At 68.0% G+C, this 25,232-nt stretch carries 23 protein-coding genes; 16 read left to right on the top strand and 7 right to left on the bottom strand.

What is annotated here, in order from left to right; all coding sequences use genetic code 11:
- Positions 1 to 11: 11 nt before the first annotated feature.
- On the top strand, positions 12 to 722 hold the full coding sequence (locus ACLJOO_RS32725; protein WP_410791501.1) for a YqjF family protein: 711 nt from the start codon (positions 12 to 14) through the stop codon (positions 720 to 722).
- Here ACLJOO_RS32725 and ACLJOO_RS32720 read toward each other — a convergent pair.
- Positions 712 to 1,446: a hypothetical protein gene (locus ACLJOO_RS32720; protein WP_410791500.1), complete on the bottom strand. Its 735-nt coding sequence runs from the start codon at positions 1,444 to 1,446 to the stop codon at positions 712 to 714. The two genes, ACLJOO_RS32725 and ACLJOO_RS32720, sit on opposite strands and share 11 nt — an antisense overlap.
- Positions 1,447 to 1,513: 67 nt before the next feature.
- On the opposite strand from ACLJOO_RS32720, the gene ACLJOO_RS32715 reads away from it, so the two are divergent.
- The 3 genes from ACLJOO_RS32715 to ACLJOO_RS32705 all read left to right on the top strand — a co-directional run bounded on the left by ACLJOO_RS32715 (position 1,514) and on the right by ACLJOO_RS32705 (position 3,040).
- Entirely contained in the window at positions 1,514 to 2,008 is a 495-nt protein-coding gene (locus tag ACLJOO_RS32715) for a MarR family winged helix-turn-helix transcriptional regulator (RefSeq protein ID WP_410791499.1), read from the top strand.
- Between the two features lie 73 nt (positions 2,009 to 2,081).
- Positions 2,082 to 2,261, top strand: coding sequence for a hypothetical protein (locus tag ACLJOO_RS32710; protein WP_410791498.1), 180 nt, complete (start codon positions 2,082 to 2,084; stop codon positions 2,259 to 2,261).
- A complete protein-coding gene (locus ACLJOO_RS32705) occupies positions 2,258 to 3,040 on the top strand; it encodes a GNAT family N-acetyltransferase (RefSeq protein WP_410791497.1) in 783 nt (260 codons plus the stop codon). Before ACLJOO_RS32710 ends, ACLJOO_RS32705 begins: the two co-directional genes overlap by 4 nt.
- Here the strand turns inward: ACLJOO_RS32705 and ACLJOO_RS32700 are convergent.
- Together ACLJOO_RS32700 and ACLJOO_RS32695 are read right to left on the bottom strand one after the other, a co-directional pair.
- The gene (locus ACLJOO_RS32700; protein ID WP_410791496.1) at positions 3,037 to 3,615 is read right to left on the bottom strand and encodes a GNAT family N-acetyltransferase; all 579 of its coding nucleotides are present in this window, start codon (positions 3,613 to 3,615) and stop codon (positions 3,037 to 3,039) included. The two genes, ACLJOO_RS32705 and ACLJOO_RS32700, sit on opposite strands and share 4 nt — an antisense overlap.
- Complete coding sequence (locus ACLJOO_RS32695) at positions 3,612 to 4,406, bottom strand: SGNH/GDSL hydrolase family protein (protein WP_410791494.1); 795 nt, start codon at positions 4,404 to 4,406, stop codon at positions 3,612 to 3,614. The genes ACLJOO_RS32700 and ACLJOO_RS32695 overlap by 4 nt, the downstream gene beginning before the upstream one ends.
- A gap of 77 nt (positions 4,407 to 4,483) precedes the next feature.
- Here ACLJOO_RS32695 and ACLJOO_RS32690 point away from each other — a divergent pair, with 77 nt between their 5' ends.
- The 7 genes from ACLJOO_RS32690 to ACLJOO_RS32660 all read left to right on the top strand — a co-directional run bounded on the left by ACLJOO_RS32690 (position 4,484) and on the right by ACLJOO_RS32660 (position 13,896).
- Positions 4,484 to 4,915, top strand: a complete 432-nt coding sequence (locus tag ACLJOO_RS32690) for a cupin domain-containing protein (protein WP_410791493.1) — start codon at positions 4,484 to 4,486, stop codon at positions 4,913 to 4,915.
- Between the two features lie 229 nt (positions 4,916 to 5,144).
- A complete protein-coding gene (locus ACLJOO_RS32685) occupies positions 5,145 to 8,123 on the top strand; it encodes a sacsin N-terminal ATP-binding-like domain-containing protein (RefSeq protein WP_410791492.1) in 2,979 nt (992 codons plus the stop codon).
- Positions 8,124 to 8,372: 249 nt separating this feature from the next.
- Positions 8,373 to 10,226 carry an ABC transporter substrate-binding protein gene (locus ACLJOO_RS32680; RefSeq protein WP_410791490.1) on the top strand — a complete coding sequence of 618 codons (1,854 nt, stop codon included), beginning with the start codon at positions 8,373 to 8,375 and terminating at the stop codon, positions 10,224 to 10,226.
- Positions 10,223 to 11,317 carry an ABC transporter permease subunit gene (locus tag ACLJOO_RS32675; RefSeq protein ID WP_410791489.1) on the top strand — a complete coding sequence of 365 codons (1,095 nt, stop codon included), beginning with the start codon at positions 10,223 to 10,225 and terminating at the stop codon, positions 11,315 to 11,317. The genes ACLJOO_RS32680 and ACLJOO_RS32675 overlap by 4 nt, the downstream gene beginning before the upstream one ends.
- 5 nt (positions 11,318 to 11,322) lie before the next feature.
- A complete protein-coding gene (locus ACLJOO_RS32670) occupies positions 11,323 to 12,198 on the top strand; it encodes an ABC transporter permease (RefSeq protein ID WP_410791488.1) in 876 nt (291 codons plus the stop codon).
- Positions 12,191 to 13,012: an ABC transporter ATP-binding protein gene (locus ACLJOO_RS32665; RefSeq protein ID WP_410791486.1), complete on the top strand. Its 822-nt coding sequence runs from the start codon at positions 12,191 to 12,193 to the stop codon at positions 13,010 to 13,012. Before ACLJOO_RS32670 ends, ACLJOO_RS32665 begins: the two co-directional genes overlap by 8 nt.
- A complete protein-coding gene (locus ACLJOO_RS32660; RefSeq protein WP_410791485.1) occupies positions 13,009 to 13,896 on the top strand; it encodes an ABC transporter ATP-binding protein in 888 nt (295 codons plus the stop codon). Before ACLJOO_RS32665 ends, ACLJOO_RS32660 begins: the two co-directional genes overlap by 4 nt.
- A 22-nt stretch (positions 13,897 to 13,918) precedes the next feature.
- Here ACLJOO_RS32660 and ACLJOO_RS32655 read toward each other — a convergent pair whose 3' ends face one another.
- Entirely contained in the window at positions 13,919 to 15,952 is a 2,034-nt protein-coding gene (locus tag ACLJOO_RS32655; RefSeq protein WP_410791484.1) for a phosphocholine-specific phospholipase C, read from the bottom strand.
- A gap of 96 nt (positions 15,953 to 16,048) precedes the next feature.
- On the opposite strand from ACLJOO_RS32655, the gene ACLJOO_RS32650 reads away from it, so the two are divergent.
- Positions 16,049 to 16,690, top strand: a complete 642-nt coding sequence (locus ACLJOO_RS32650; protein WP_410791483.1) for a histone deacetylase — start codon at positions 16,049 to 16,051, stop codon at positions 16,688 to 16,690.
- Here the strand turns inward: ACLJOO_RS32650 and ACLJOO_RS32645 are convergent.
- Entirely contained in the window at positions 16,655 to 18,712 is a 2,058-nt protein-coding gene (locus ACLJOO_RS32645; RefSeq protein ID WP_410791482.1) for a M6 family metalloprotease domain-containing protein, read from the bottom strand. The genes ACLJOO_RS32650 and ACLJOO_RS32645 overlap by 36 nt on opposite strands.
- Positions 18,713 to 18,906: 194 nt before the next feature.
- Here ACLJOO_RS32645 and ACLJOO_RS32640 point away from each other — a divergent pair, with 194 nt between their 5' ends.
- From ACLJOO_RS32640 to ACLJOO_RS32630, 3 genes are all read left to right on the top strand, one after another.
- Positions 18,907 to 20,268 carry an NAD-dependent succinate-semialdehyde dehydrogenase gene (locus ACLJOO_RS32640; protein WP_410791481.1) on the top strand — a complete coding sequence of 454 codons (1,362 nt, stop codon included), beginning with the start codon at positions 18,907 to 18,909 and terminating at the stop codon, positions 20,266 to 20,268.
- A gap of 81 nt (positions 20,269 to 20,349) precedes the next feature.
- Positions 20,350 to 21,771, top strand: a complete 1,422-nt coding sequence (locus tag ACLJOO_RS32635) for a hypothetical protein (protein WP_410791480.1) — start codon at positions 20,350 to 20,352, stop codon at positions 21,769 to 21,771.
- A gap of 49 nt (positions 21,772 to 21,820) precedes the next feature.
- A complete protein-coding gene (locus ACLJOO_RS32630; RefSeq protein WP_410791479.1) occupies positions 21,821 to 22,717 on the top strand; it encodes a hypothetical protein in 897 nt (298 codons plus the stop codon).
- Here the strand turns inward: ACLJOO_RS32630 and ACLJOO_RS32625 are convergent.
- Positions 22,657 to 23,283 (bottom strand): excalibur calcium-binding domain-containing protein, encoded by a 627-nt coding sequence (locus ACLJOO_RS32625; RefSeq protein ID WP_410791478.1) that lies wholly within the window; start codon positions 23,281 to 23,283, stop codon positions 22,657 to 22,659. The genes ACLJOO_RS32630 and ACLJOO_RS32625 overlap by 61 nt on opposite strands.
- Before the next feature lie 143 nt (positions 23,284 to 23,426).
- Here ACLJOO_RS32625 and ACLJOO_RS32620 point away from each other — a divergent pair, with 143 nt between their 5' ends.
- Positions 23,427 to 23,942 (top strand): PaaI family thioesterase, encoded by a 516-nt coding sequence (locus ACLJOO_RS32620; RefSeq protein WP_410791477.1) that lies wholly within the window; start codon positions 23,427 to 23,429, stop codon positions 23,940 to 23,942.
- Here ACLJOO_RS32620 and ACLJOO_RS32615 read toward each other — a convergent pair.
- Positions 23,925 to 25,205, bottom strand: a complete 1,281-nt coding sequence (locus ACLJOO_RS32615; protein WP_410791476.1) for an aminotransferase class I/II-fold pyridoxal phosphate-dependent enzyme — start codon at positions 25,203 to 25,205, stop codon at positions 23,925 to 23,927. The genes ACLJOO_RS32620 and ACLJOO_RS32615 overlap by 18 nt on opposite strands.
- Between the last annotated feature and the right edge of the window lie 27 nt (positions 25,206 to 25,232).

The raw sequence follows: 25,232 nt of genomic DNA, 5'->3' as shown, positions 1-25,232 counted from the left end.
CGCTCGATGGTATGAGTTGGCCGGTGGCGCCGGGGTTGTCGCGGCCGCGGATCCTGCGGCAGCGGTGGCTGGATCTGACCTTTGTGCATTGGGCTTTCGGGCCGGCCGACGTCGCGCACTTCTTCCCGCCGGGGACCAGGCCGGACACGTTCGACGGACGCACGTACGTCGGCCTGGTCCCGTTCCGGATGGTCGGCACCGGACTCCCGCACGGCCCGTCCGTTCCGTACTTCGGATCGTTCCTGGAGACGAACATCCGGCTGTACTCCGTGGACGAGACGGGCCGGCGCGGTGTGGTGTTCCTGAGCCTCGACGCGAATCGGCTCGCTGTGGTGGCCACCGCGCGCACGGTCTTCGGCCTCCCGTACCGCTGGGCGCGGATGTGCCACGAACGGCACGGCAGCCACCACACGTACACGTCGACTGTCCGGCAGTCCGGCGCGCAAGGCCTCGTCGGCGTCGAGATGGGGGAGCGCCTGCAGGCCGGGCCGTTGGAGGACTTCCTTACCGCACGGTGGGGACTGCACGTCCACCGCGCCGGTCGCACCTGGTACCTGCCGAACGATCACCCGCCCTGGATCCTCCACTCCGCAACCCTTACGGCGCTGGACGTCGACGGGCTGTTGCGGTCCGTGGGCCTCGTGCCACCTGACCGCCCGCCGGATCATGTCGTGTTCAGCGCCGGCGTTCCTGCGCAGTTCGGCGTACCGCTCAAGCCATGAGTTCCGCGGTCTCCTGGATGATGAACGGGATGCCCAGCTGACGGGCCCACCGGTTGACCTCGGTCGCGAGCGCCCGTGATCCCGCCGCATCACCCTCGTCGCGGAGCAGGACCGCGAGCATGGCCTGCTGGGCGAGTGCGGGGCGCAGGTACCCGGCGTTCTGGAGAAGTTCGGTCGAGCGCTCCCACTGTGTCCGTGCGAGCGCCAGATCGCCGGCCGCGTGGGCGTGGTACCCGAGATGCCTCAGCGCCATGGACACCAGCCACTCGTCGTCGCACTTCTCACCAAGCTCCAACGCGATCTCGTAGTACGTGATGGCCTCCGCGGGCTGCTCGTACACGTTGTCGGCCATCGCGCCGGCCCAGAAGTGCGCGGTGCCGCGGCGGCCGTCGTCCGGGGCGTCGTCGATGAGCGTGAGAACGCGCTCTCTCAGGTTCTTGCCGCCGGACTGGAACAGCGCGCTCGCGTAGTCCTTGCGGAACTTGAGCATCGCGAGATCCCAGGAATCGTTGGGCACGGCGGCGAGTGCGGCAGAGGCGTGGTCGGTCTGCTGCCCGAAGTCCTGATCGACGGTGACCTCGGCTAGCGCCAGCGCGATCACTTCACGCTCGGCGTCGTCGTCGGGGCGGGTGTCGGTCAGGAGGTCGGTCGCGGCGGCCCACTGGCCGGCGCGCATCAGGTGGGCGGCGGCGGTGGCGACCTCGATGGCTGCGAGTTGGCTCATGGGTGACACGGTATTTCGACATCGAAATATTTGACAACTAACCTTCAGTGGCTGAAAAGTTAGTCAGGTGAAGGACTTCGTAGACGCACACGTCGATCTCTGGGCCGGGGAGCTCGACGACCTCGACCGGGACGTCGAAGGCATCACCGTCCGCCTCCAGGTGCTGACGCGGTACCTCGAGCGCCGGCGGGAAGCCGTGCTGGCGGCGTACGGGCTGCAACTGTGGGAGTTCAAGACGCTCCACATGCTGCGTCGCGGTGGTACGCCGTACCGTGCGACGCCCGGCGAGCTGGCCCGGCAGCTCGGCATGTCGCCGGCCGCACTGACCAATCGGCTGGACGCGCTCGAGAGCCGCGGGTACGTCGAACGCACGCACGACCGCGATGACCGCCGCAAGGTCGTCGCGACGCTGACCCGCTCGGGGAGCGCTCTCTGGGAGCGCGGAATCGGCGACATCCTGCGGGTCGAGGAGGAACTGATCCACCAGCTGCCCGCAGCCGACCGGACCCGCCTCGACAGCCTGCTCCGGCGCCTCGTGCTGATCACCGAGAAAGATTCCTAGCTGTCGCATGTCAAGTTGTGTCGGTCTGGTCCGACGTACCGGTGTAAGCACCGAGAGACCGGAGGACGGACCGATGGAACCGCTGAACCTGATGGTGTCACTGAGCCACTTCGCGAACGCCGAGCGTGAGAACGAGCACGGCCTCGGCGAGCCGGCCGGGCGTGGTCGCCGTACCGTGCGGAAGGCGCGCAAGCTCTCAGCAGGACGAAATGTGAGGCGGATCTGGGCGCGGCATGCCAGAGTCCTCCCGTGACTGATGCCCTGAAGAACGACCTGCTCGCGGCGTACGACGACCAGCTGCGGGGGACGAGCGAGACCGCGGACGTGCCGACGAGCACCGACGGGCCGGTGATCCGGGTCGAGTACCCGAGCCGCGGCTTCGTGAGTTACCGCTCTCTCGACGGTCTCGACGGCGCTGAGATCGACGCCCTGATCGCCCGGCAGCGCGACTACTTCGCAGCCAAGGGACAGGCCGTCGAGTGGAAGCTGCGCGGTCACGACCAGCCGGCCGACCTCCCGGACCGGCTGAAGGCCGCCGGGTTCGAGCCCGAGGAGCAGGAAACCGTACTCGTCGCCGAGAGCGCAGCCGTCGCGGAGCGCCTGCAGGGTCGCGAGGTGGTCGACGGCATCACGATCCGGCTCGTTGGCGAGCGCGCGGACTTCGAGCGCATCGCCGCGATGGAGTCGACGGTCTGGGGCGAGGACTGGTCCTGGCTGACCGACGACCTGGTACGCCGGCACGCGGGCGGCACCGACGTCTACGTCGCCGAGGCCGACGGCCAGGTGGTCTCTGCCGCGTGGGCCGTGTACAAGAAGGGCACCGAGTTCACCGGTCTGTGGGGCGGCTCGACGCTCGCCGAGTGGCGTGGCAAGGGCATCTACAAGGCGCTGGTCGCGGTCCGCGCGGTACGGGCGGTCGAGCTCGGCTACAAGTACCTCCATGTCGACGCCTCCGACGACAGCTCCCCGATCCTCCAGCGCCTCGGCTTCCTCGCAGTCACCACCACAACGCCGTACGTCCACACCCCTTAACGCGCGGCGCGGTACAGGGAGTAGTGCATCGGGCCGTTGTGGGGGAGTTCCAGTTCGGCGATGACGGTGAAGCCCAGTGACTCGTAGAAGCTGATGTTCGCCGGGTCCTGGGTTTCCACGAATGCGGGGGAGTGCGCGGCGTCCGCGGTCGCGAGACCGGGGGTGATGACCGCGCGGCCGAGGCCCTGCCGCTGGTGGTCCGGGTCGACGGCGGCGAGTGCGAGGAGCCAGACCGGATCGCGCGGATGGAAGAGCGCGATCGCCTGGCCGTACTCCGCTGTGAGCGGCGCCTGGGATCCGGCGAGTTCCTGGAACGCGGCCGCGTGCGGCGCGAAAGCGTCGGCCGGCAGATCGGGCGGGAGCCAGACGGCGACCGCGCTCACGTCGTCGGTGACCCAGACGCGACCGTGCGGCAGCCCGATGCCGCTGACGAACAACCGGTGGTACTCCGTGAGTCGATCGAGGTACCCGTCCGGGTCGAAGCACGCGCGGCTCATCGGGTAGTCGGCCAGGGCGCGGGTCAGGGTGGCGACGGCGGCGTCGACATCCGAAATGGTTGCCTCGCGCACCTTCATGTGCGGAGCGTTTCGAGAACCAGGTCGGCGACGGCGCGCATACCGGCCGCGTTCGGGTGGTACGAGACGTGGCCGCCCAGATAGGACGGCCGCAGCGTGAACCCGGTGGTCCACGGCTCGGCCGAACCGATCGCGTGCTCCCGGCTCGCCGCCGACGCCGCCACCAGCTCGGCCCCGGAGGCGGCGGCCGCCTTCGCGAACGCAGCCGCGAGACCGTCCGCCATCAGCGCGATGCTCGGCAGCTGTTCCTCGTTCAGCGGCACGTCGAGGCGCGGCCGCGTCGCCGGTCCGACCAGACTCAGGTAGTCGACCAGCAGGATCCGCGCCTCCGGAGAGCGCTCTCTGGCTCTCTCGACGACCGTGGTCAGCGAATCCGTGACGGTCTGGTACGCCGACTCGTCCTTGAGGTAGCTGACCCGCGCGCGGATCCGGTTCGCCACCCGGCGGCCGAGGAGCGACGCCGGTTTCGCGACCGTGTTCAGGAAGCTCCCGCGGAGGAACGTTCCGACGTACTCGAGATCGTTGCCGCCGACCGTGATCGTCAAGAGAGCGGTCTCCGGCGTCAGCGCGTCGAGCTGCGGCGCCGCCTCATCCTGCGGGGTGTCGAGCACGTGCGCGGTGGTGGCGCCGGAGTACGAGACATCGACGAGATCGAGGCCGAGCTCGGTCGCGACGAGGTGCGCGTAGTTGTTGCCCGAGCGGCCCGCGGGCGGGTGCACGATCGGGCGGATCCCCGGTCCGGCCGCGAACGAGCTGCCGAGTGCGACGTACCGACTGCCGGAAGCGATCACCGCACCACGATAGATGACCTGCCACCATGAGCCGACAGTTCTGCCGAACACTCTTGTGAAACGAAGGGAACCACCGCATGTTCATTCGGGGAGCGCTCTCTGCCGTCGCCGCCGGCGGCCTCGTGATCGGCCTGATCCCGTCCGCCGCGGACGCGACGCCGGGATCGGGTGTCACCGGGACGATCCTGTCCCAGACGACGATCGGGCGGACCGACTACGTGCTGCGCGAGATCACCATCCAGCCGGACGGTACGACCGGGTGGCACTTCCACGACGGCACGCTGTACGCGTTCGTGAAGGCCGGCCCGCTGACCCACTCGGACCACGACTGCACGACGGACGGCATCTACAAGGCCGGCGCCGCGTTCACCGAGCCGAGCGGCACCGACCACGTCCACGTCGGCCGCAACCTCGGCACCAAGCCCGTCGTACTGGACGTCCTCTACGTCCTCCCCACCGGCAGCCCCCTCTCCGAAGACGCCCCCAACCCAGGTTGCCCCTTCCAATAACCCCGGACCCGGCGGGTCGGGGTCCGTACGGGGCCGGATATCCCCCCGCGTTGGGGGTTCTCCCCTGGTGTACCAGCGGAGAACCCACCACAAGCGGGGATATCCGTTCTTGTTCAGCGGCTGGTCGGTGGCGCGGGACCGGGGCGGGATCGCGGAGGCAGCTGCGCGCCCACAGTCCACTGCCCGTTGGGACAGAGGCGGGTGCCCGGGGGTGCGACATACTGCCCCGGTGACTGGCGATGTATTTGGTAGTGCGGGGATCCGCGAGCGTGTGCTGGCTGGGTGGGCGTCGGCGCCTGTGCGGTTCCGGGAGGACGCGAACGCCGAGGAGGAACTCGCGCTTGGCGGGTACGTCGACCGGCTGGTGATCGAACTCGCCCAGAACGCCGCCGACGCAGCCACCCGCGCCGGCACACCGGGCCGCGTCCTGTACGAGTTCCGCGCCAACACGCTCGTAGTGGCCAACACCGGCGCACCACTGGACGCAGAAGGCGTGCAGTCCCTCGCCACCCTCCGAGCCTCAGCCAAACGCAACGACCGGGTGCCGTCCTCGGTGGGGCGGTTTGGGGTGGGTTTTTCGGCTGTGCTTGCGGTGACGGATGAGCCGGTGGTGTTGTCGCGGAGTGGGGGTGTTCGGTTCTCGAAGGCTGATACTGCTGCAGCGATCGCCGACCTGGGTAGCGCGGCCCTGGACACCGAGTTGCGGCGGCGGGACGGGCAGGTGCCTGTCCTGCGGCTGCCGTTCGCGGCTGAAGGGGAACCGCCTGCCGGCTACGACACGGCGGTTATCCTCCCGCTCCGCGACGAGGCGGCCGCGGATCTCGTCCGCCGTCTGCTCACCGAAGCCGACGACGCGCTCCTCCTCGCGCTCCCCGCCCTCGAACGCCTCGAGATCGAAACCGACGACACCCACCGGATCCTCGAGAACGCCGCCGACCGCTGGCACGTCCACCGCACTGCCGGCACCTTCACCACCGCCGAACGCGAACACCTCCTCGCCGACCGCCCCACCGAAGAACGCACCCGCCCAACCTGGTCAGTCGTCTGGGCCCTGCCCCGTAGCCCCCTCACGGAACCACCGCGTGTAGTCCACGCGCCCACTCCCACCGACGAACCGTTCTCTCTCCCAGTGTTGCTCCTAGCAACCTTCCCACTCGACTCCACTCGGCGACACGTGGCGAAGGGCCCGCTGACGGATCGGCTCGTCCAGGAAGCGGCGACGTCGTACGCCGAACTCCTACGCCAGCGAGCCGAGAACCGAGACGACGTACTGCCGCTGGTCCCAACCGGCCTAGCGGCAGGCGCACTCGATCGCGTGCTCCGCGACGAGATCCTCCGCGTACTCCAGAACATCCCGATCCTCCCCGCAGTCGACGGCACCATCCTGCGGCCGAGCGCGGCAGTCGTCGTGGACGGCGCCGACGAAGCGTTCAACGAGGTCCTGGCGCCGCTCGTACCGGGGCTGATTCACGCCCGCCGCGAGGACCGCCTCGCCCTCGACGCCCTGCGGGTACGACGCATCGAGTTGGCCGAGGTGGTGGATCAGCTCGGGGGAGAGGAACCGCCCGGCTGGTGGCGCACGCTCTACGCCGCGCTCTCGACCATGGTCACCGACCCGCTGATCCGCGAATCGCTCGGCACCCTCCCGGTTCCGCTCGCCGACGGACGACTGGTCCGCGGCGCCCGCGGTCTTCTCCTGCCCGGACCCGAGATCCCGGTCGACACGCTCGCCGCGTTCGGTGAGTACGGCGTGCGCGTCGTACACCCGGATGCCGTCGACCCCGTCCTCGAACGCCTCGGCGCGATCCCCGCTACCCCGCGATCGCTCCTCGAAGACGGCGCCGTCCGTGCCGCCGTCGAGCACGCCGCGGACGCCGACGACCCGGACGCGATCGCGCACGCCGTCCTCAGCCTGGTCGCCGCCGACCCCACCCAGGCGGACGGCCTGTGGTGGCTGTCCGACCTCGTACTCCGCGATGCCGACGGCGACCTCGTTCCCGCGAATGCCCTGGTCGTGGAGGGATCCGACGCGCAGGCAGTGCTCGATGCCGACGAGGTCGCAACCATCGCCGGCGACGTCCTCGACCGCTACGGCCTCCCCGCACTGGAAGCCGTCGGCGTCCTCGCCTCGCTCGGCGTCGTCGCTGCACCCGACGTCGCCCTCGACCGTCTCCCCGAAGCCCTCCAGGACCTCGACGGCATCGAGGACTGGGCGTACGACGTCGCACCCGACGGATCGCGGTACGGCGCCACTGTCGGCGAGCTCGAAGCGATCCGCGACCTCGACTGGATCACCGACGACAGCTGGCCGAAAGCCCTGCAACTCTTGGGTTCCGATCCCGAACTGCGCCGCGCGCTCGTCACCCAGGTCCGCGTCGTCGGCCCGGACGACCGGCCGCTCGGCGTACCGTCGTACGCCGCCTGGTGGATCCGCGAACACGTCCTGCTCGACGACGGCGAACCGCTCGCCGGACGCGCGGACCCCGACGCCGAACCGGTGCTCGCGACGTTCCTCGACGAAGCCCCCGCCTGGACGGCCGGGCTCGATGCTGAGGTCCGTACGGCGGTCGGCCTGGTTCGCGACGTCGGCGACCTCGACGCGGACGGCATCGGTCTGGTACTTGACCGGCTGGCCGACCCCGAGCGCGATGTCGACGAGGCGTCGATCCTGCGGTTGTGGAACCGGCTCGGGACACTCAAGCTGTTCCCAGGCGCCCCGCCGGCCCAGGTCCGCGTGCTCGACACCGACGACGACGCGGACGGCGGTACCCGGGTGACCGATGCGGATGGTGCGGTCGTCGTGGACGGGCCGATGTGGGTGCAGCGCGCCGACCTCGGCGGGTTCGTGATCGGATCCGGCGCCGCGGCGGACGGGCTCAGCGACCTGTTCGACGTACCGCTCGCCCAGGAAGTTGCCGAAGGCAAGATCGACGGCGAGGGTACGGCGGCCGACGTGCCGGCGATCGTCCGCGAGCTCGTGCCCGAGGTCCCGGCGACGTGGTGGGAGCACGAGGAACTCACCGTCGACGGCGTCGAAGTCTCGTGGTGGGTGGCCGCCGACGGTGCCCCGCACGCGGCGACCTTCGACGGGCTGGCCAAGGCCCTCGCCTGGGCCGCCGGTCGCTGGGACCGGCGGCATGTGATCCGTGCGGTTCTCAATGAACCGGACCGTTCCGTGGAACTTCTGGTCGACGCCGTCTACGACTGACCGGAATCGGCCGCTCGGCCCGAGATCTACGCCGCGTGACCATCGGCGGAAGCGTTTCCGCCTGGAGGAGTCACGTAGAGCGAGCAACGTTGTCATAGCTTGATATATCGACTGATCTGCGGTTATGACGTCTCGGTTTCAACGTGGCAGCGAACTCTTGTCAACGTTGTCAACGCTACTTATAGTCCGTGGCACCTCTCGGTCGGTGATCCGCCAGTCCACGCAACGTAAACGGAGGTGACCTTCGTCATGAACACGGAGTCCCAGAACAGCGCAGGCCCGCGCGAGCAGTACGAAGATGTTGAAGACGTCGTCCGGTACCAGTTGACCCGCCGCAGCATGATCGGTGGCGGCGCCGCCGCACTGACCGCCTTCCTGGCCGCCTGTTCCGGCGGTGGCTCCTACTCCGACAAGCCGGCCAACAGCAACAAGCCGGTCGCCACCAAGTCCATCCAGATCGGCAAGGCCAACATCCCGGTCCCGCGGGACCAGTCGGTGATCGTCGGCCAGGTCGAGTACACCGTCTTCGACAGCTTCAACGGGATGATCCCCAACGGATCACCGGGCGGCGCCGGCGTGGAGCTGGCCACCGAGCCCCTGTTCTTCCTCAGCTTCGCCACCGGCAAGCTCACGCCGTGGCTGGCGACCGAGTACAAGTACAACGACGACCACACCGAACTCACCTTGAAGTTCGACCCGAAGGCGCACTGGAACGACGGGAAGCCGCTGGGTGCGAACGACTTCAAGTTCACCGTCATGGCGCTGAAGGACCGGCCCGACCTGTTCGGCGGCGGCGGCGACCTGAAGGAGTTCGTCAAGACCGTCGAGGTGCCGGACGCGCAGACCGCGGTGGTCAAGTTCCTGAAGCCGACGCCGCGGTTCCACTACAACTTCATCGCCGCGATCGCGGGTGCGCCGAACAACATCATGCCCGAGCACATCTGGAAGTCGCAGGACCTGACGAAGTACAAGGACAACCCGCCGGTCCGCTCCGGTCCGTACAAGCTGAAGCAGGCGATCCGGAACCAGAAGATGTTCGTCTGGGAGAAGGACCCGAACTACTGGAACAAGGACAAGCTCGACGTCAAGCCGCAGTACGTGATCTTCCAAAGCACCTCGAAGCAGCTCGACCAGGCGTCGCTGGCGTTCGAGCGCGCCGAGTTCGACGTCGGCTCGATCGACACGCAGCACGCCACGCAGCTGGCCAACACCGGCTACCCGAACCTGGTCACGACGCAGTTCCACGACCCGAACCCACGGGTGATGTGGCTGAACTGCGACCCGACCCGGGGCGTGATGGCCGAGGAGAAGATGCACTGGGCGATCAACTACTGCCTCGACCGGGAGAAGATCGGTACGTCGGTCTGGGACGTCAAGGTGCCGCCCGCGATCTACCCGTGGGCCGACTACCCGACCAACGACAAGTGGAAGGACGACGAGCTCGCCAACAAGTACAAGTTCGAGTACAGCCTCGACAAGGCGACTCAGCTCCTCGACGAGATCGCGCCGAAGAACGCGGCCGGCAAGCGCACCTACAAGGGCAAGGAGATCAACCTCGAGATCATCACGCCCGCGCAGGTCGACAAGGCCGAGTACGCGATCGCGAACGTGCTGAAGGCCGACCTCGCCAAGGTCGGGGTGCCCTGCACCCTGCGCAGCCTGTCCGGCAGCGTGCACGACGAGAAGTTCCAGCGTGGCGAGTACGACATCGACTCGAGCTGGGCCGGGTTCGCCATCGACCCCGAGCAGCTGTACACCGACTGGGAGAGCGGCAAGGCCCAGCCGATCGGCAAGAACGCCGCCGGTAAGAACAAGATGCGCTTCAAGGACCCGGCGTTCGACGCGATCTCCCAGAAGCTGTCCGGGATGGACCCGGACAGCGAGGAGGCGAAGCCGTTGCTCAAGCAGGCGCTGGAGATCTACTTCCAGAAGCTGCCGCTGCTGCCGGTGATCCAGACCGGGTACCCGCAGTTCTTCAACACCGCCTTCTGGAAGGACTGGCCGACCGACGACAACCTGTACGAGGTGCCGCTGAACTGGTGGCCGCACTTCACCCTGGTGCTCGGCAAGATCCAGGCCACCGGCCAGAAGGGACCGGCGTGACGGCGGATGCCCCGCCGGTGGTCGCAGTCGACAAGAGCCAGGACTCCGCGCCTTCTCGGGGGGCGCGGGCCTGGCTGTCGCGGCATCCGCTGGCGGCGTACGCGATCCGAAGAGTCGGGATCTACTTCGTGGAACTCTGGGGAGCGCTCACCATCGCGTTCTTCTTCTTCCGCCTGATCCCGGGCGACCCGGTCCAGACACTGATCCAGACGCTGCAGCAGAACTACATGTACAACCAGCAGGCGAGCACCGAGCTCATCGCCCGCTACCAGCAGGAGTTCGGTCTCACCGGGAACATGTTCTCCCAGTACCTGAAGTACATGGAGAAACTCGTTCTGCACGGTGATCTCGGGCCGAGCCTCATCAACTACCCGACGCCGGCCCAGGACGTGATCCTGAGAGCGTTGCCCTGGACCATCGGTCTGCTCGGGATCTCAGCGGTGCTGTCCTGGATCCTCGGCGTGATCCTCGGCGCGATCGCGGGCTGGCGCCGTGGGAAACTCGGTTCCGCGATCGCGACCAACCTGTCGATCGCGCTCTCCCACGTTCCGTACTTCTTCGTCGCGCTGATCCTGGTGTACATCTTCGCGTACTCGATGGGCGTGCTGCCTGCGAGATCGGCGTACGACTCCAACATCAGTCCCGGGATCACGCCGGAGTTCATCGGCAGCGTGCTCAAGTACGGGTTGCTGCCGGGGTTGTCGATCGTGGTGATCGGGACGCTCAGCTGGATCCTGTCCACCCGGATGCTGATGGTCCCGGTGCTCGGCGAGGACTACCTGGTGTACGCCGAGGCGAAGGGCCTGAAGGGCTGGCGGATCCTGACCCGGTACGCGCTGCGGAACTGCTACCTGCCGCAGATCACCGCGTTCGGCATCTCGCTCGGCTTCATCTTCAACGGCAACGTGCTGGTCGAGCAGCTGTTCAACTACCCGGGTCTCGGGACCACGCTGGTCACCGCGATCCAGCAGCTCGACTTCAACACGATCCTCGGGGTCACCGACATCGCGATCTTCTCGGTGCTGACCGCCGTACTCCTCCTCGACCTCCTGCTCCCGCTGCTTGACCCGCGGGTCAAGTACTGGAAGTGATGACGATGAGAATCCTGACTGCGGTACTGCGGACGATCCGGAACAGCCGGCGGCTCGCGGCCGGTCTGCTCATCCTCGGGGTGATGGTGCTGCTGGCGTTGTTCAGCCCGTTGATCGTGAACGCGATCGGGGGTGGCAAGGATCCGATCGAGGTGGCGGCGTACGAGAAATGGCTGGTGCCCGGGCCCGGGCATCTGCTGGGCACCGACCAGTTCGGCCGGGACGTGTTCGCGATGGTGATGAAGGCGCTGTCCGTCTCGCTCCAGATCGGGGCGATCGCAGGCATCATCTCGACCGTCGTGGGTGTGATCGTGGCGTTCGTGGCCGGTTACAAGGGCGGCTGGATCGACGGCATCCTGTCGACGTTCACCGGGATCCTGCTGGTGATCCCGACGTTCCCGTTGCTGATCGCGCTCTCGGCGTACGCGAAGAACGTGACGCTGTTCCAGGTCGGGGTAATGATCTCGATCTTCGCCTGGCCGTTCGCGGCCAAGACCATCCGTTCCCAGGTGCTCAGCCTACGGACCCGGCCGTACGTCGACCTGGCGCGGGTGAGCAAGGCCCGCGACCTGGAGATCATCGTCACCGAACTGCTGCCGAACCTGCTGCCGTTCATCGGCGTCGGGTTCGCGTCGTCGGCGCTCGGCGCGATCTTCGGACTGGTCGGCCTGGAGGTGATCGGGCTCGGGCCGGGCGGTGTCGTCGACCTCGGCCAGATCATCTACAACGCGATCACCACCGGCGCGCTGACGCTCGGGGCGTGGCCGATGTTCGTGGTCCCGATCGTGCTGCTGACGCTGCTGTTCGCGGCGCTGAACATGGTGAACATCGGGTTGGAAGAGGTCTACAACCCGCGGCTGAGGGGAGTGGCCGGTGAATAACGTCTCGGAGAGTGTCCTGGAGATCAAGGGGCTCGAGGTCGTCTACTCCACGAACCGCGGTGACGTGAAAGCGGTCCGCGGGATCGATCTCGACGTACGCCGTGGTGAGATCCTCGGGATCGCGGGCGAGTCGGGCAGCGGGAAGAGCACGCTCGCGGTCGCGCTGCTCCGGCTCCTGAAGGCGCCGGGCAAGGTGACCGGCGGTTCGGTGATGTTCAACCCGGCCGGCCGTTCGCCGGTGGACCTGCTGAAGGTGCACGGCGAGGAGCTCCGGGTACTGCGGTGGAGCGCTCTCTCGTATCTCCCGCAGGGCTCGATGAGCTCGCTCAACCCGGTGATGCGTGTGCAGGACCAGTTCAAGGACGTGATCCTGGAGCACGCGCCGGAGCGCAAGAACACCTTGCACGAGCTGATCCCGCGGCTGCTGGCGCAGGTCGGTCTGGAGCCGCGGGTGGCCCGGATGTACCCGCACGAGCTGTCCGGCGGGATGAAGCAGCGGGTGCTGATGGCGATCGCGGTCGCGCTCGAACCCGACCTGGTGATCGCGGACGAGCCGACCACCGCGCTCGACGTGACGATCCAGCGGGTGATCCTGCAGTCGCTCGCGGATCTGCGCACCGACTTCGGCGTGACCCTGATGGTGATCTCGCACGACATGGGCGTGCACGCACAGCTCGCGGACCGGGTCGCGGTGATGTACGAGGGACAGTTGGTCGAGGTCGGCGACGTACGGCAGGTCTTCAAAAACCCGCAGGACGCCTACACCCGGCAGCTGATCGAATCCATCCCGAAGCTCGGACGGAGGGCATCATGAAGTCCGAACTCGAACTTCGTGGCGTACAGCAACGATTCCACGCCCGTGGGGTCGCCGAGGGCTACATCACCGCGGTGGACGACGTGAGCTTCAGCCTGGCCGCGTCACCGCCGCAGATCGTCAGCCTGGTCGGCCAGAGCGGCAGCGGGAAGAGCACGATCGCCCGCAACGTGCTCGGCCTGCAGAAGCCCACGGCCGGATCCGTGCTGTACGGCGGGAAGGACATCTTCAAGCTGAGCCGGGCCGAGTACGACGAGTACCGGCGCGACGTACAACCGGTGTTCCAGGACCCGTACGCGATCTTCAACCCGTTCTACCGGGTCGATCGCGTGCTCTGGAAGGCGGTGAAGAAGTTCAAGCTGGCGGACACCCGGGCCAAGGGCCTCGAGCTGATCGAGGAGTCGCTGCGAGCGGTCCGGCTGGAGCCGGAGAACGTACTCGGGCGGTACCCGCACCAGCTCTCCGGCGGCCAGCGCCAGCGCATCATGCTGGCCCGGGTCCACATGCTGCGCCCGTCGTTCATCATCGCGGACGAGCCGGTGTCGATGCTGGACGCCCAGGTGCGCAGGCACTTCCTGGACATCCTGCTCGACTTCCAGACCGAGCACGGGATGACGACCCTGTTCATCACCCACGACCTGTCCACGGTGTACTACCTCGGCGGCGAGGTCATGGTCATCACCAAGGGCCAGATCGTCGAACGCGGCCCGGTCTCCACGGTGATGCACGAGCCCTCCCACCCGTACACCAAGCTCCTCCTCGACTCCATCCCCCAACCCGACCCCGACCAACGCTGGACCACCCGCATCGCCGTCGACGAACTGGAACGCGTCGACGACGCGAACCCCGCCGCCGACACCAAGCCGGAAGCCCCGATCCTGTAGATCGGGGCTCCGGCTCCGGCCGTCAAACGGTCTTGATGGCGGGGTCGCTCAGGCTGGGCGTGCCGGTTTCTACGTGGCCGGCCAGGCGGCGGAGGTAGGTGGTGTCGGTGGGGGTGGTGATCGAGACGTCGTACCAGCCGCTCGTGGTGGTGATGGTGCGGGTGGTGGTGCCCTTGGGTAGGTCGAGGGTTTGGGTGGTGCCGGCGTACGTGTTGGTGATCGTGATGCGGCGGGCGGTGTCGGACTTGAGGGTGAGTACGACGTTGCCCGTGGTGGCGTTCTCGCGGGCGGTGAGTTCCAGGCCGGTGGCGGGCTTGCCCTTGAAGGTGCGGAGGAAGCCGTTCGGGCCGTGGACGGTGAGGTCGGTGACGCCGCCGGAGTAGATCGGGTTCCAGCTGTCGGCGACGGTCTTGCCGGCCTCGGTGGTGTACGTCCACGGGCCGTCGGTGCGGTTCGCGGACGTGATCAGGAACTGCGCGCCGGCCCGCGCCCCGGAGCTGAACGTCAGCCGGTACTTGCTGTCGGCAACGGCTCCGTCGACGACCGGTGCGTAGGGCAACGGCCGGGTACGGCGGCGGCCGCGTTCCTGCGCCGGGACCTTGCCGACCGCGGGCGGCGTCGGCACGTAGTCCGGGTGCCGCTTGTTGTCCGGCGGCTCGTACGCGCTGGTGTCCGGGAGAGTGGCCGGCCGCGTCGCCGCCGTACCGAAGTCGAACGCCGATGTCAGGTCGCCGCAGATCGCCCGCCGCCACGGCGAGATGTTCGGTTCGTGGACGCCGAAACGGGACTCCATGAAGCGGATGATCGACGTGTGGTCGAACACCTCGGAGCAGGTGTAGCCGCCGGTGCTCCACGGCGACACCACGAGCATCGGCACCCGCTGGCCGAGACCGTAGGCGCCGTGCGCGGCCTTCGACCCGGTGTACAGATCGGGGTTCGGATCGACCGTCGACAGGCCCTGGTTGGCATCCATCGGCGGGTACGGCGGTACGACGTGGTCGAAGAAGCCGTCGTTCTCGTCGTAGGTGATGAACAGCGCGGTCTTGCTCCACACCTCGGGGTTCGCGGTGAGCGCGTCGAGGACCTGGGAGATGTACCAGGCGCCGTAGTTGGCCGGCCAGTTCGGGTGCTCGGTGAACGCCTCGGGCGCCGCGATCCAGGAGATCTTCGGCAGCCGGTTGTTCTTCACGTCGGCGGCGAGCTGCGCGAACAGGCTCTCGCCGGCCTTCGCGTTCGTGCCGGTGCGGGCCTTGTCGTACAACGGGTTCCCGGGCTGCGCGGTGCGGTACTTGTTGAAGTACAGCAGCGAGTTGTCGCCGTAGTTCCCGCGGTACGCGTCGTCGATCCAGCCCCACCCGTGGTCGCCGTCCAGGCCGTCACCGATGTCCTGGTAGATCTTCCACGACACACCGGCCTGCTCGAGCCGTTCCGGGTACGTCGTCCAGCCGTAGCCGGCCTCGTCGTTGCCGAGGACCGGCCCGCCGCCGGTGCCGTCGTTACCTGTGTAGCCGGTCCACATGTAGTAACGGTTCGGGTCGGTGGAGCCCATGAACGAGCAGTGGTATGCGTCGCACAGCGTGAACTTGTCCGCGAGCGCGTAGTGGAACGGGATGTCCTCGCGGGTCAGGTACGCCATCGTGGTCGACGTCTTCGCAGGGATCCACTGGTCGTACTTGCCGTTGTTCACCGCCAGGTGCGCGTCCGACCAGCTGTGCGCGAGGTCCTGGATGAACTGCATCCCGAGGTTGTCCGCCTCGGGCCGGAACGGCAAGATCTCCTTGCCGAGGGCACTCTTCTGGTACCACACCGGCTTGCCGCTCGGCAGCGTGACGGGTCGCGGATCACCGAACCCGCGGACACCGCTCAGGCTGCCGAAGTAGTGGTCGAACGACCGATTCTCCTGCATCAGGACGACGATGTGCTCGACGTCCTGGATACTGCCGAACCGGCGGTGCGCGGGGATCGCGGCGGCCTGCTCGATGCTGTTCGCCATCGCGGCGAAAGCGGCCGACGCTCCGGCCATCTGCAGGAACCTACGACGATTGATATCTGGCATGCGAGTCTCCTAACGGGGCGGATGGAGTCTGTGTCACCAGTACTGCGTCGCAGGCACCCTAGTCTGAACGTTTAACCGACGGAAGATGAGAGCTTCGTGAACCAGGTCTGGTACGTCGCCTACGGGTCCAACCTCGCCCTCGAACGCTTCAGCTGCTACCTGTACGGCGGCCGGCCGCGTGGTGGCGCCCGTGTGTACCCGGGCTGCCGCGACGTGACCCCGCCCGCACAGCTCGCGGCCGTGACAGCGCCAGGAGGACTGGTGTTCGCCGGTGCGTCGAAGGTGTGGGGCGGTGGCTCGGCCTTCTACAACGCAGCCGCACCCACGCAGCTCGCCGGCCGCGCCTACCTCCTCACCTTGGACCAGCTGGCAGACGTGGCGGCCCAGGAGATGTGGCGCGAGCCGGGCGGTGCCTACGCGCTGGAGCTCGCGACCCTCCTGCCGCAGGTCGCCGAGATCCACTCCGCCGGCCCGGGCCGCTACGAGACCGTAGTACGACTGGGGGAGCTGGACGGCCTGCCAATGTTCACCGTCACGCACGGCACAGTCGCCGAGCTCGAACCAGTCGCGCCCACGGCGTCGTACCTGCAATGGATAGCCACCGGCCTGGTTGAGGCCCACCGTTGGTCGCGCCAGCAGGTGGTCGACTACCTGCAGGCGGCGCCGGGTGTCCAACTCGGCTGGACGCCCGGCGCGCTGCGATCAGTGCTTGACGGCGATGCAGGTGGCGGTGGCTGACTTGGTGGGGTCGCTTTCGGAGGTGGCAGTGAGGGTGATCTTGGCGAGTGGGCCGGTGCCGGCCTTCGTGTAGACGGGGACCGTGACCTGCTGGCCCGCGTCCGCGGTGGCTAGCGCGTTGGGCAGGGCGATCGGCCAGCCGTTGGACTTCGCGGACAGGCGGTAGACATCGCCCTTGACGTACTGCGTGATGTCCTCCGGTCCAGCGGACGTACCCGGCTTGCCCGTGTTGGTGAGGCTGAAGTTGCAGGTTTGGACGCCGCTGCGATCCGGCTTCGCGACCGTCGGCAGCAGCCGTACGCCGCGTTTCTGCGCGCCGGCGCCGTCGAGCGAGCGGATCGCGACCGTGTACGACAGCTCACCCTTCGCGTTGCGGTGCACGTTGGTGATGTAGAAGTGCAGGCGGTTCGCGGTGTCGGTGTACTCGTACTCGCTGCCGGAGTTCGTGCCGGCGTGGAACAGCGCGTCGGACAACTGCCGGTAGTCGCCGATCGTGATCGGGACCTTCGTGCCGTCAGGCAGCACGTAGTCGGTCAGGTTGATGTCCTGCGGGTTCGAGTCGACGACCCACTCGAACGGCGCACGGTCCTGGTTCTTGGTCTTCGCGAGCAGTACGCCGGCGTCAGGCGTGAACGAGTCGGTGCCCATCCGGTCCACGACCTCGACCGTGTAGTTCTGGTACCCGCGGCCGTCGCAGAGCGGATCCTTCGTCGCGTCGCACGGCGCATCGAGATCGCCCGCGCCGCCGAGCTCGATGTTGATCCCGGACAGGTCCTTGGCGCCCGGGTTCACGCTGCGCGCCTTGACGTTCGCGGTCACCACACCTGACGTCGCGAGGGCCTCGCGGGAGAGTCTGAGCACGTTCTGCTCGTCGACCATCTCCAGCTTGATCTTGTTGCGCAGCATGTGTTGCGCGCCCATCGACGCCCCGCCGGTCGCGGGGATCATCCACCGGCTGTGCGGGCCGCCCGGGCCGTTGAAGCTGCCCCGGCTGAGCATCTCCCAGATGCCCGTGTACGCGCGTCTCGGCGGGACGCCGTACGGGTTGTTGTAGTTGTCGCCGATGCCGAGGATGTGGCTGAACTCGTGCGCGAACACCGCCATCCCGGAGCTCTCCGCCTGGGTGGACGAGCCGCCGCCGGCGTTCGGCCAGATCGACGAGCCGGCCGCCCACGACGTCCAGTCGACGTACCGGGTCTCGGACCAGTTGCGCTGCGCGGGATCCGGCCCGCCGAACTCCTCGGTGACGTCCTCCTTGGTCGGGAACTTCATCATCCCGAACTCCTGCCAGGTCGACGACTCGTCCTGACCGGCGCTGAGGAAGAACACGAAGTCGTACCCGGCCGGTACGTCGGGACCTTGGTCGGCGACCCACGCGGCGCGGCCGTCGGTGCGGATGTCCTTCGAGCAGTCGTCACCGGCCGGGCAGTCCTCGTCGCTCTGGAACTCCATCGCGTACTCGTGCGACTTGCCCGGCATCCGGTACGGCCCGAACGCGGTGAGGTCGACGCCGTACCGGCCGCCGGAGTCCTCCATCCAGTATTCGTGCAGCGTGTGACCGTGGTTCAGCGGCTCCGGAGTGTTCAGGAAGTTCTTGTAGAACTGCGCGGTCTGATCCCGCGGTACGCCGTTCGCCGCGGCACTCGGATTGCCGAACACGGTCGAACCCTTGGGCTTGGTGATGACGAAGTCCTGGTTCGGGTAGTCGAGCAACACGAGCGCGCCTTTGAAGGTCCGCTCGGACCCCTTCACCGCCGGATCGGCCCAGTTGGTGCCGGGCGGTTTGACGTAGTCGTCCCACGTCATGTGGTCCGGGTTCTCCCAGTTCTGCGGGTCGATCGGCCCCGGCAACCCGCTCGACAGCGTCTTCGCGACCCGCGTATCCGGCCCCGACTCCTGCCAGGGCTGCTTCTGCGGCCAGTGCGGGTACTGCCAGGCGTTCACAGGATCCGGGGGAGCGCCCGGCGCGGCAAGCGCCATCGAAGGCACCGAAACGACGGCCAGCACTGCAACCAGCCGCACAACACGACGAAACTTCCGTTGCTCAGACACGGGCGGGCATCCGATCAAAGAGGCGGGACAACGGGGCAAGCCATGAGCATGCCCCTTAGACACCCGTGACACAACAGGAAACGGCGCGCTCTCCGGACGGCGACATCTTCAGGAAGACTGTATACCGTATGCTGACGTCTACTGGTTCTGGATGGAGGTAGCCGATGTACTCAGTCACCGATCCGGCGTGTGGGGTGTTGGTGGAGGAAGTGGCGAACTCGACGGAGGAGGAGGTGCGGGGGGCGATCGGGCGGGTGTCTGCGGCGTACCCGGAGTGGCGGCGGCGGGCCGTGGGGGAGCGGGCGGGGATCGTGGCGCGGGCGGCGGAGCTGTTTGCGGAGCGGGCCGGGGAGTTGGCCGCGATCATGACGCTCGAGATGGGGAAGCGGGTCAACGAGGGCCTGGGTGAGGTCGGCATCGTGGTCGACATCTTCCGGTACTACGCGGATCATGGACCGGCGTTGCTCGCGGACGAACCGATCGATCTCAGGGACGGGAAGGCCGTCATCACTAAAGGGCCGATCGGGGCGTTGCTCGGGATCATGCCCTGGAACTTCCCGTGCTACCAGGTGGCCCGGTTCGTCGCGCCGAACCTGGTCCTCGGGAACACGATCCTGCTCAAACACGCCTCGATCTGCCCGCGGTCGGCACGCGCGATCGAGGAGATCCTGCACGCGGCCGGCGTACCAGAGGACGTCTATGTGAACACGTTCGCGTCGAGCCGGCAGATCCCCGCGATCCTCGCCGACCCGCGGATCGCCGGCGTCTCGCTGACCGGCAGCGAGCAGGCCGGGATCTCGGTTGCCGCCGAGGCCGGGAAGAACCTGAAGAAGACCGTCCTCGAACTCGGCGGCTCCGACCCGCTGATCATCCTCGACACCGACGACCTGGACGAGACCGTCAACGCCACCGCGACCGCGCGGATGCGGAACTGCGGCCAGTCCTGCAACGCCCCGAAGCGGATGATCGTCCTGGCCGATCTGTACGACGAGTACGTCGACCGGCTGACCAAGCGCGTCACGGAGTACTACGTCCCCGGCGACCCGGCCGATCCCGCGACGAAGCTCCCGCCGCTCGCCTCGGCCGCCGCCGCGGACGAGGTCGCCGCCCAGGTCGCGAAGGCGGTCGAACAGGGCGCGACGCTGCGCGCCGGCGGTCACCGGATCACGCCCGGCGCCTACCTCGAAGCCACCGTCCTCACCGATGTCACGCCGGAGATGGACGCGTACTACGAGGAGATCTTCGGCCCGGTCGTGATCGTCTTCAAAGCAACGAATGAGGACCACGCGGTAGAGCTCGCCAACGACACACCGTTCGGCCTCGGCGCGTCGGTCTGGGGTACCGACCCCGACCGCAACCGCCGCATCGCCGACCGCATCGACGCCGGCATGGTGTATCTGAACCGCGCCGGCGGCTCCCAGGCCGACCTCCCGTTCGGCGGCATCAAACGCTCCGGCCTCGGCCGCGAACTCGGCGCGGCCGGCATCGAGGAATTCATGAACAAGAAGTCCATCCGGCTCGGGTGACAGGAACCGGTCAGTGCGCTGCGGGTGGTGGGGAACGACGTCACAGTGAGTGGTGACACTTCGTGACTGAGAGCGATACAGATGACCTACCAGCAGTTGCCGCCCCCGCCTCCGCAGGGCACGCCGTACCCGGGACGTCCGCCGAAGCGGCTCCGGCCGCACGATCCACTGGCTGTTGCCCTGGGCAACGCCTCGTTGCTCGGCCTCGGCTACTTCCTGATCCGCCGCTGGTTCTTCGGCCTCCTCGGCCTCGCCGGTACGGCGGCACTCCTCGTCCTCATGTACCAGCGCAAGGACACGGCGTACCAGTTCGGCCTGCTGGGGTGGGGACTGCTGCAGGTGCTGCACGGCCTGTTCCTGGCGACTCGGCCGCCGGAGCGGACGGCGAGTATCCCGAAGCGGATCGTCGCGGCTGTGGTGACGCTTGCGGTCATCACCTCAGGCGTGGTGCTCAAGCGCGGTGCCGCCGAGGTCGCCGACAAGGTGACCGCGGCGCGGCGGGCCGGCGACTGCGCGAAGGTCGTGCAGGCGCAGGACAAGGTCTGGTTCGGCGATCGGCTCGTTGCCGGGCAGGACATGGACCGCGGTGACGGCGACGTAGAGATCTGCGGGACGCTGGATACGGCGAAGGGGCATCTCACGAGAGCCGCAGAACTGGGTGAGGTGGCCTCGCTCAAGGACGGTTACGCGGTGCTCGGCACGATCGCCTCCGACCCGCGGCAGCAGGCGACCGCGGGTGCTGTGATGGATCGGTTCGTCAAAGACCTGCAGGGGATGCAGCCGTGCGCGCTGATCACGATGACGGAGTGGCTGCGCACCCGCAATCTGTCCAAGAACCTGCTCGACCGCGCCAACGCCGTCATACCCCGGATCGAGCCGAACGCTTTGCTGGCCTGCGCCAACGACTACGCATCACGCGCGACCTGGGTGACCGCGCGCGCGATGTACCAGCGGCTCGTCACGACGTACCCCAAGGCCAAGCAGGCGGTACGGGCGCGCGCCGGACTCGTGAAGGCCACGCTGGCGATCGAGCTGGACAACGTCCGGAGCCTGGTGTCGACCGGCGGGTACTGCTCGACGCCGGCGAAGTACAGCGGGGCGAAGCCGTACCACCGCGGCTTCAACCCGGCGATCTTCCTCGGCGACGGCTCCCAGTACGCCGATCAGTTGCCGGCCGCGTGGTCGATCGACGACCCGTACCGGGCGACCGTCGTCGTGTGCACCGAGACGCCGGGGATGGGCGCGGCGGTGCAGACCTGCCCGTACGTACCGGAGTCGAATCCGTACGGGGGAGAGGTCAGCTACGTGACGTTCCGCAAGGTCACGGTCCCGGCCAAGGTGTACGAGCTGCGCAGCGGGCGGCTGGTGCTGTCGACCACCGTGCAGATGTCGGGGGAGGCCTGCCCGTACCGCCTGAGCTCCAGCAGTACGGAGGAAGAGAGCGTGACCCCGAGCGACGCGCAGGTCCAGGCGGCGTTCCGGCCCCTCGTGGTGCGCCCCTGAACGGCGCATACTGACGGCACCCAGGGAGCTCGTGTCGAGGGGGCCGAGGATGACCGTGCCCGGTGGCTACTCCATCAAGACCTATCGGTACCTGCGGATGGCGATGCCGGCGATGATCGTCCTGCTCGCCGCCGCGCTGGTGATCGAGTGGGCGAAGACCGATCCGCACTGCCTGCAGACGTCGATCAGCGCGTACTACTACACGCCGGTTCGCGCGATCTTCGTCGGCACGCTGATCACCATCGGCGTCTGCATGGTCGTGCTGAAGGGCAACACGGAGCCGGAGGACATCCTGCTCAACGTGGCGGGCATCCTGGCCCCGGTCGTCGCGCTCGTGCCGACGCCGGGACAGGGCGCGTGCCACTCGGTACCGGTCGCGCTCGGCGACGCGGCCGCGAACGTCGCGAACAACATGCTCGCGCTGTTCGTGGTCGGCGTACCGTGCCTGCTGCTGACCGCGGTCTTCATCGCCCGGGACCGGATCCGGCAGCCGGCCGGGTGGACGCCGATGTACGTGCTCGGTCTCGCGGTCGCGGTGGTGATCTTCGGCGGTGGGCTGGCGTGGTTCCTCGTCGAGCGGTCCGGGTTCATCGGCAACGCGCACTACGCGGCCGCGATCGTGATGTTCGGATGCATCGTCGCGGTCGTGCTGCTCAACGCGGAGCAGTTCCGGCGCAAGCAACGCAAGCACGCGGTCCCGCATTCACCGGCGAACCGGTACTCCGTGATCGCGGTCGCGATGGTCGTCGTACCGCTGGTGATGTTCGGCTGGAGGAAGCTGTTCGGCTGGGACCACGCGGTGCTCTGGATCGAGGGCACGCTGATCCTGCTGTTCGCGGCCTTCTGGATCAGCCAGACGCAGGAGCTGTGGAACGACGGGATCCGTCAGGAGTTGCCGCGGTCGCAGGCCACCCCGTCACCGTTGCGATCGAGCGCCGCCGAGTAGCCCGGATCCCCGCGCCGCAGCGGCGCCTTACCCGCCGCGCGAGCCTCCGCGCAGCTCCGGAACACGACCGCGGTGGTGGTCGGCGTTGGTGTCGGTACGGCGGTGGGCGTCGGAGCCGGTGTGGTCGGCGCCGGGGTGGTAGGCGTCGGCGTCTCGGACTCCGTCGGCGTTGGCGTCGGTGTGGGCGTTGGTGTCGGTGTCCGGACGACAGCCCGTGCGGGTTGCTCGGTATGGCGGGTCGGGGCCTGTGGCGTCGCCGTCGTCGCGGGCGCGCTGGGCCGGAACACCGGTGCCGTACTCGTCGATTCCCCACCGCGGCCGAACGGGCTCAGCAACACGAGCACCATCAGCGCCACGGGGATCGCGACGATCGCCGCAGCCGCCAGCGGACGTGGTCCCCCGTACCTCCCGATCGGTCCGCGAACCGGTCGTCCATGCTTGTCGACCCAGAACGTCCATCCGTCCGGTGCGGCCGGCCACGACTTCGGCGGCTGCCACCGTCGCGGTGGCCGCCAGTCCGGGGTCGGCGGGTCGGGCCACTCCGGCGGCTTATTGAACTGCCTCACTCCATCCCTCCCAGCAGCACCCTAGCCACCCTGCTGCGAAGAGAAACCTCCACCCGCCGAATCGCCTGTAGTTCATACGCTTGTCCCGCACTGAGTGCTAAGTCTCGTTGACAGACTCAGGTGGGCGGTGTGACGCTCGGTCCATGACGGAAACTCAGCAGGCGGCGCGGAGCCGGACGTTCACCTGGACCGACCCGGCCGAGACCGCGGCGCAGGTCGGTGGCTCGACCGGGCTGGAGATGCTGCAGGCGATGCGGGACGGGCGAATCCCGGCGCCGCCGATCCTGCAACTGGTCGGAGCGACCGGGTTCGAGCCCGAGGAAGGCAAGGTCACGGTGTTCATGCCGGCTGCCGAGTTCCACTACAACCCGCTCGGCACGGTGCACGGCGGCGTCATCGCGACACTGCTCGACACCGCCGCCGGCTGCACCGTCCACTCGACGCTGCCGGCCGGCGTCGGCTACACGTCACTCGACCTGATGACCCGCTTCATCAAGCCGGTCACGATCGACTCGGGCGTGCTGCGCTGCGAGGGCGGGATCATCAGCCGCGGTCGTCGTACGGCGGTCGCCGAGGCCCACCTGTACGACGAACGCGGCAAACTCCTCGCCCACGCAACCTCGAACTGCCTGCTCTTCGACCTACCGCCTCAGGCTTGAGGGTGTCTGATCCGCGAGCAGCTTCTCCGAAGCGACCAGCCGGACGCAGGTGGCAAGGCCGGTGATCGCCGCCTCGACCTCGGGCAGCTCCGGGTACGTCGGTGCGATCCGGATGACCTGGTCCGTCGGGTCGTCGCCGTACGGGTGCGTGGCGCCGGCCGGTGTGATCGCGATCCCGGCCGCCTTCGCCTTGGCGACCACCTCGCGGGCGCAGCCCTCAGGGACCTGCAGGCTGACGAAGTAACCGCCTGCCGGCGCCGTCCAGGACGCGAGGCCGGTGCCGCCGAGCTCGGCGGTGAGGATCTTGTCGACCGCGTCGAACTTCGGCCGGATCAGCGCGGCCAGCGTCCGCATGTGCTCGCGCAGGCCGTCGGCGTCGCGGAGGAACTGCACGTGCCGGAGCTGGTTGATCTTGTCCGGCCCGATGCTCCGCTTCACCGTGTGGCTCAGCCACCACTCGATGTTCGCCGGTGAGGACCCGAAGAACGCGACGCCGGCGCCGGCGAAGGTGATCTTCGAGCTCGACCCGAACACGAACGCCCGGTCCGGGTGCCCGTTCGCGTCGCACAAAGCAAGGATGTCGGCGAGCTGCGCGGGGGAGTCGGTCAGGTGATGTACGGCGTACGCGTTGTCCCAGAAGATCCGGAAGTCCGGCGCCGCGGTCTCCATCGCGGCGAGCCGCCGGACGGTCTCGTCGGAGTACACCGTGCCGTCCGGGTTGCTGTACTTCGGCACGCACCAGATGCCCTTGATCGCGGCGTCCTCGGCGACCAGCCGCTCGACGACATCCATGTCGGGACCCTCGGGCGTCATCGGCACCGGGATCATCTTGATCCCGTACCGCTCGCAGATCCCGAAGTGCCGGTCGTACCCCGGAACCGGGCAGAGGAACGCCAGCCCTTCGACGTCGGCCCACCGCCGCTCGGCGCCCGGAACCTTCCCGAGCAGCGCGTACACGATCGCGTCGTGCATCAGCTCGAGGCTCGAGTTCCCGGCCGCGAGCAGCTGCTCGACAGGCACCTGCAGGTCCTCGGCGAAGATCGCCCGTACCTCCGGCAGCCCGTTGAGCCCGCCGTAGTTCCGCAGATCCGTCCCGTCCGCGGACACCGGATCCCCGCTCAGCGCCAGCACGCCGTTCGCCGCATCCAGCTGCTTGGGCGACGGCTTCCCCCGCGTCAGATCCAGCTTCAGCCCCTTCGCCACCAGCGCTTCGTAGTCCTGGCGCGCACGCTCAACCTGGGCAGTCAGCTCATCGACACTCACGGGGGAGTCCTTTCACAAGTACTAGGT

Source organism: Kribbella sp. C-35 (genome assembly GCF_046549195.1).
Classification (GTDB): domain Bacteria; phylum Actinomycetota; class Actinomycetes; order Propionibacteriales; family Kribbellaceae; genus Kribbella.
Note: the sequence above shows the minus strand (reverse complement) of the source record. Positions and strands in the feature narration are given on the sequence as shown.

Excerpts from the sequence above, each read along its gene's own strand:
- ACLJOO_RS32710 (WP_410791498.1), top strand. The coding sequence starts at position 2,082 with ATGGAACCGCTGAACCTGATGGTGTCACTGAGCCACTTCGCGAACGCC.
- ACLJOO_RS32640 (WP_410791481.1), top strand. The coding sequence starts at position 18,907 with ATGTACTCAGTCACCGATCCGGCGTGTGGGGTGTTGGTGGAGGAAGTG.
- ACLJOO_RS32680 (WP_410791490.1), top strand. The coding sequence starts at position 8,373 with ATGAACACGGAGTCCCAGAACAGCGCAGGCCCGCGCGAGCAGTACGAA.
- ACLJOO_RS32655 (WP_410791484.1), bottom strand. The coding sequence starts at position 15,952 with ATGCCAGATATCAATCGTCGTAGGTTCCTGCAGATGGCCGGAGCGTCG.
- ACLJOO_RS32660 (WP_410791485.1), top strand. The coding sequence starts at position 13,009 with ATGAAGTCCGAACTCGAACTTCGTGGCGTACAGCAACGATTCCACGCC.
- ACLJOO_RS32725 (WP_410791501.1), top strand. The coding sequence starts at position 12 with ATGAGTTGGCCGGTGGCGCCGGGGTTGTCGCGGCCGCGGATCCTGCGG.
- ACLJOO_RS32670 (WP_410791488.1), top strand. The coding sequence starts at position 11,323 with ATGAGAATCCTGACTGCGGTACTGCGGACGATCCGGAACAGCCGGCGG.
- ACLJOO_RS32635 (WP_410791480.1), top strand. The coding sequence starts at position 20,350 with ATGACCTACCAGCAGTTGCCGCCCCCGCCTCCGCAGGGCACGCCGTAC.
- ACLJOO_RS32630 (WP_410791479.1), top strand. The coding sequence starts at position 21,821 with ATGACCGTGCCCGGTGGCTACTCCATCAAGACCTATCGGTACCTGCGG.
- ACLJOO_RS32690 (WP_410791493.1), top strand. The coding sequence starts at position 4,484 with ATGTTCATTCGGGGAGCGCTCTCTGCCGTCGCCGCCGGCGGCCTCGTG.
- ACLJOO_RS32720 (WP_410791500.1), bottom strand. The coding sequence starts at position 1,446 with ATGAGCCAACTCGCAGCCATCGAGGTCGCCACCGCCGCCGCCCACCTG.
- ACLJOO_RS32620 (WP_410791477.1), top strand. The coding sequence starts at position 23,427 with ATGACGGAAACTCAGCAGGCGGCGCGGAGCCGGACGTTCACCTGGACC.
- ACLJOO_RS32700 (WP_410791496.1), bottom strand. The coding sequence starts at position 3,615 with ATGAAGGTGCGCGAGGCAACCATTTCGGATGTCGACGCCGCCGTCGCC.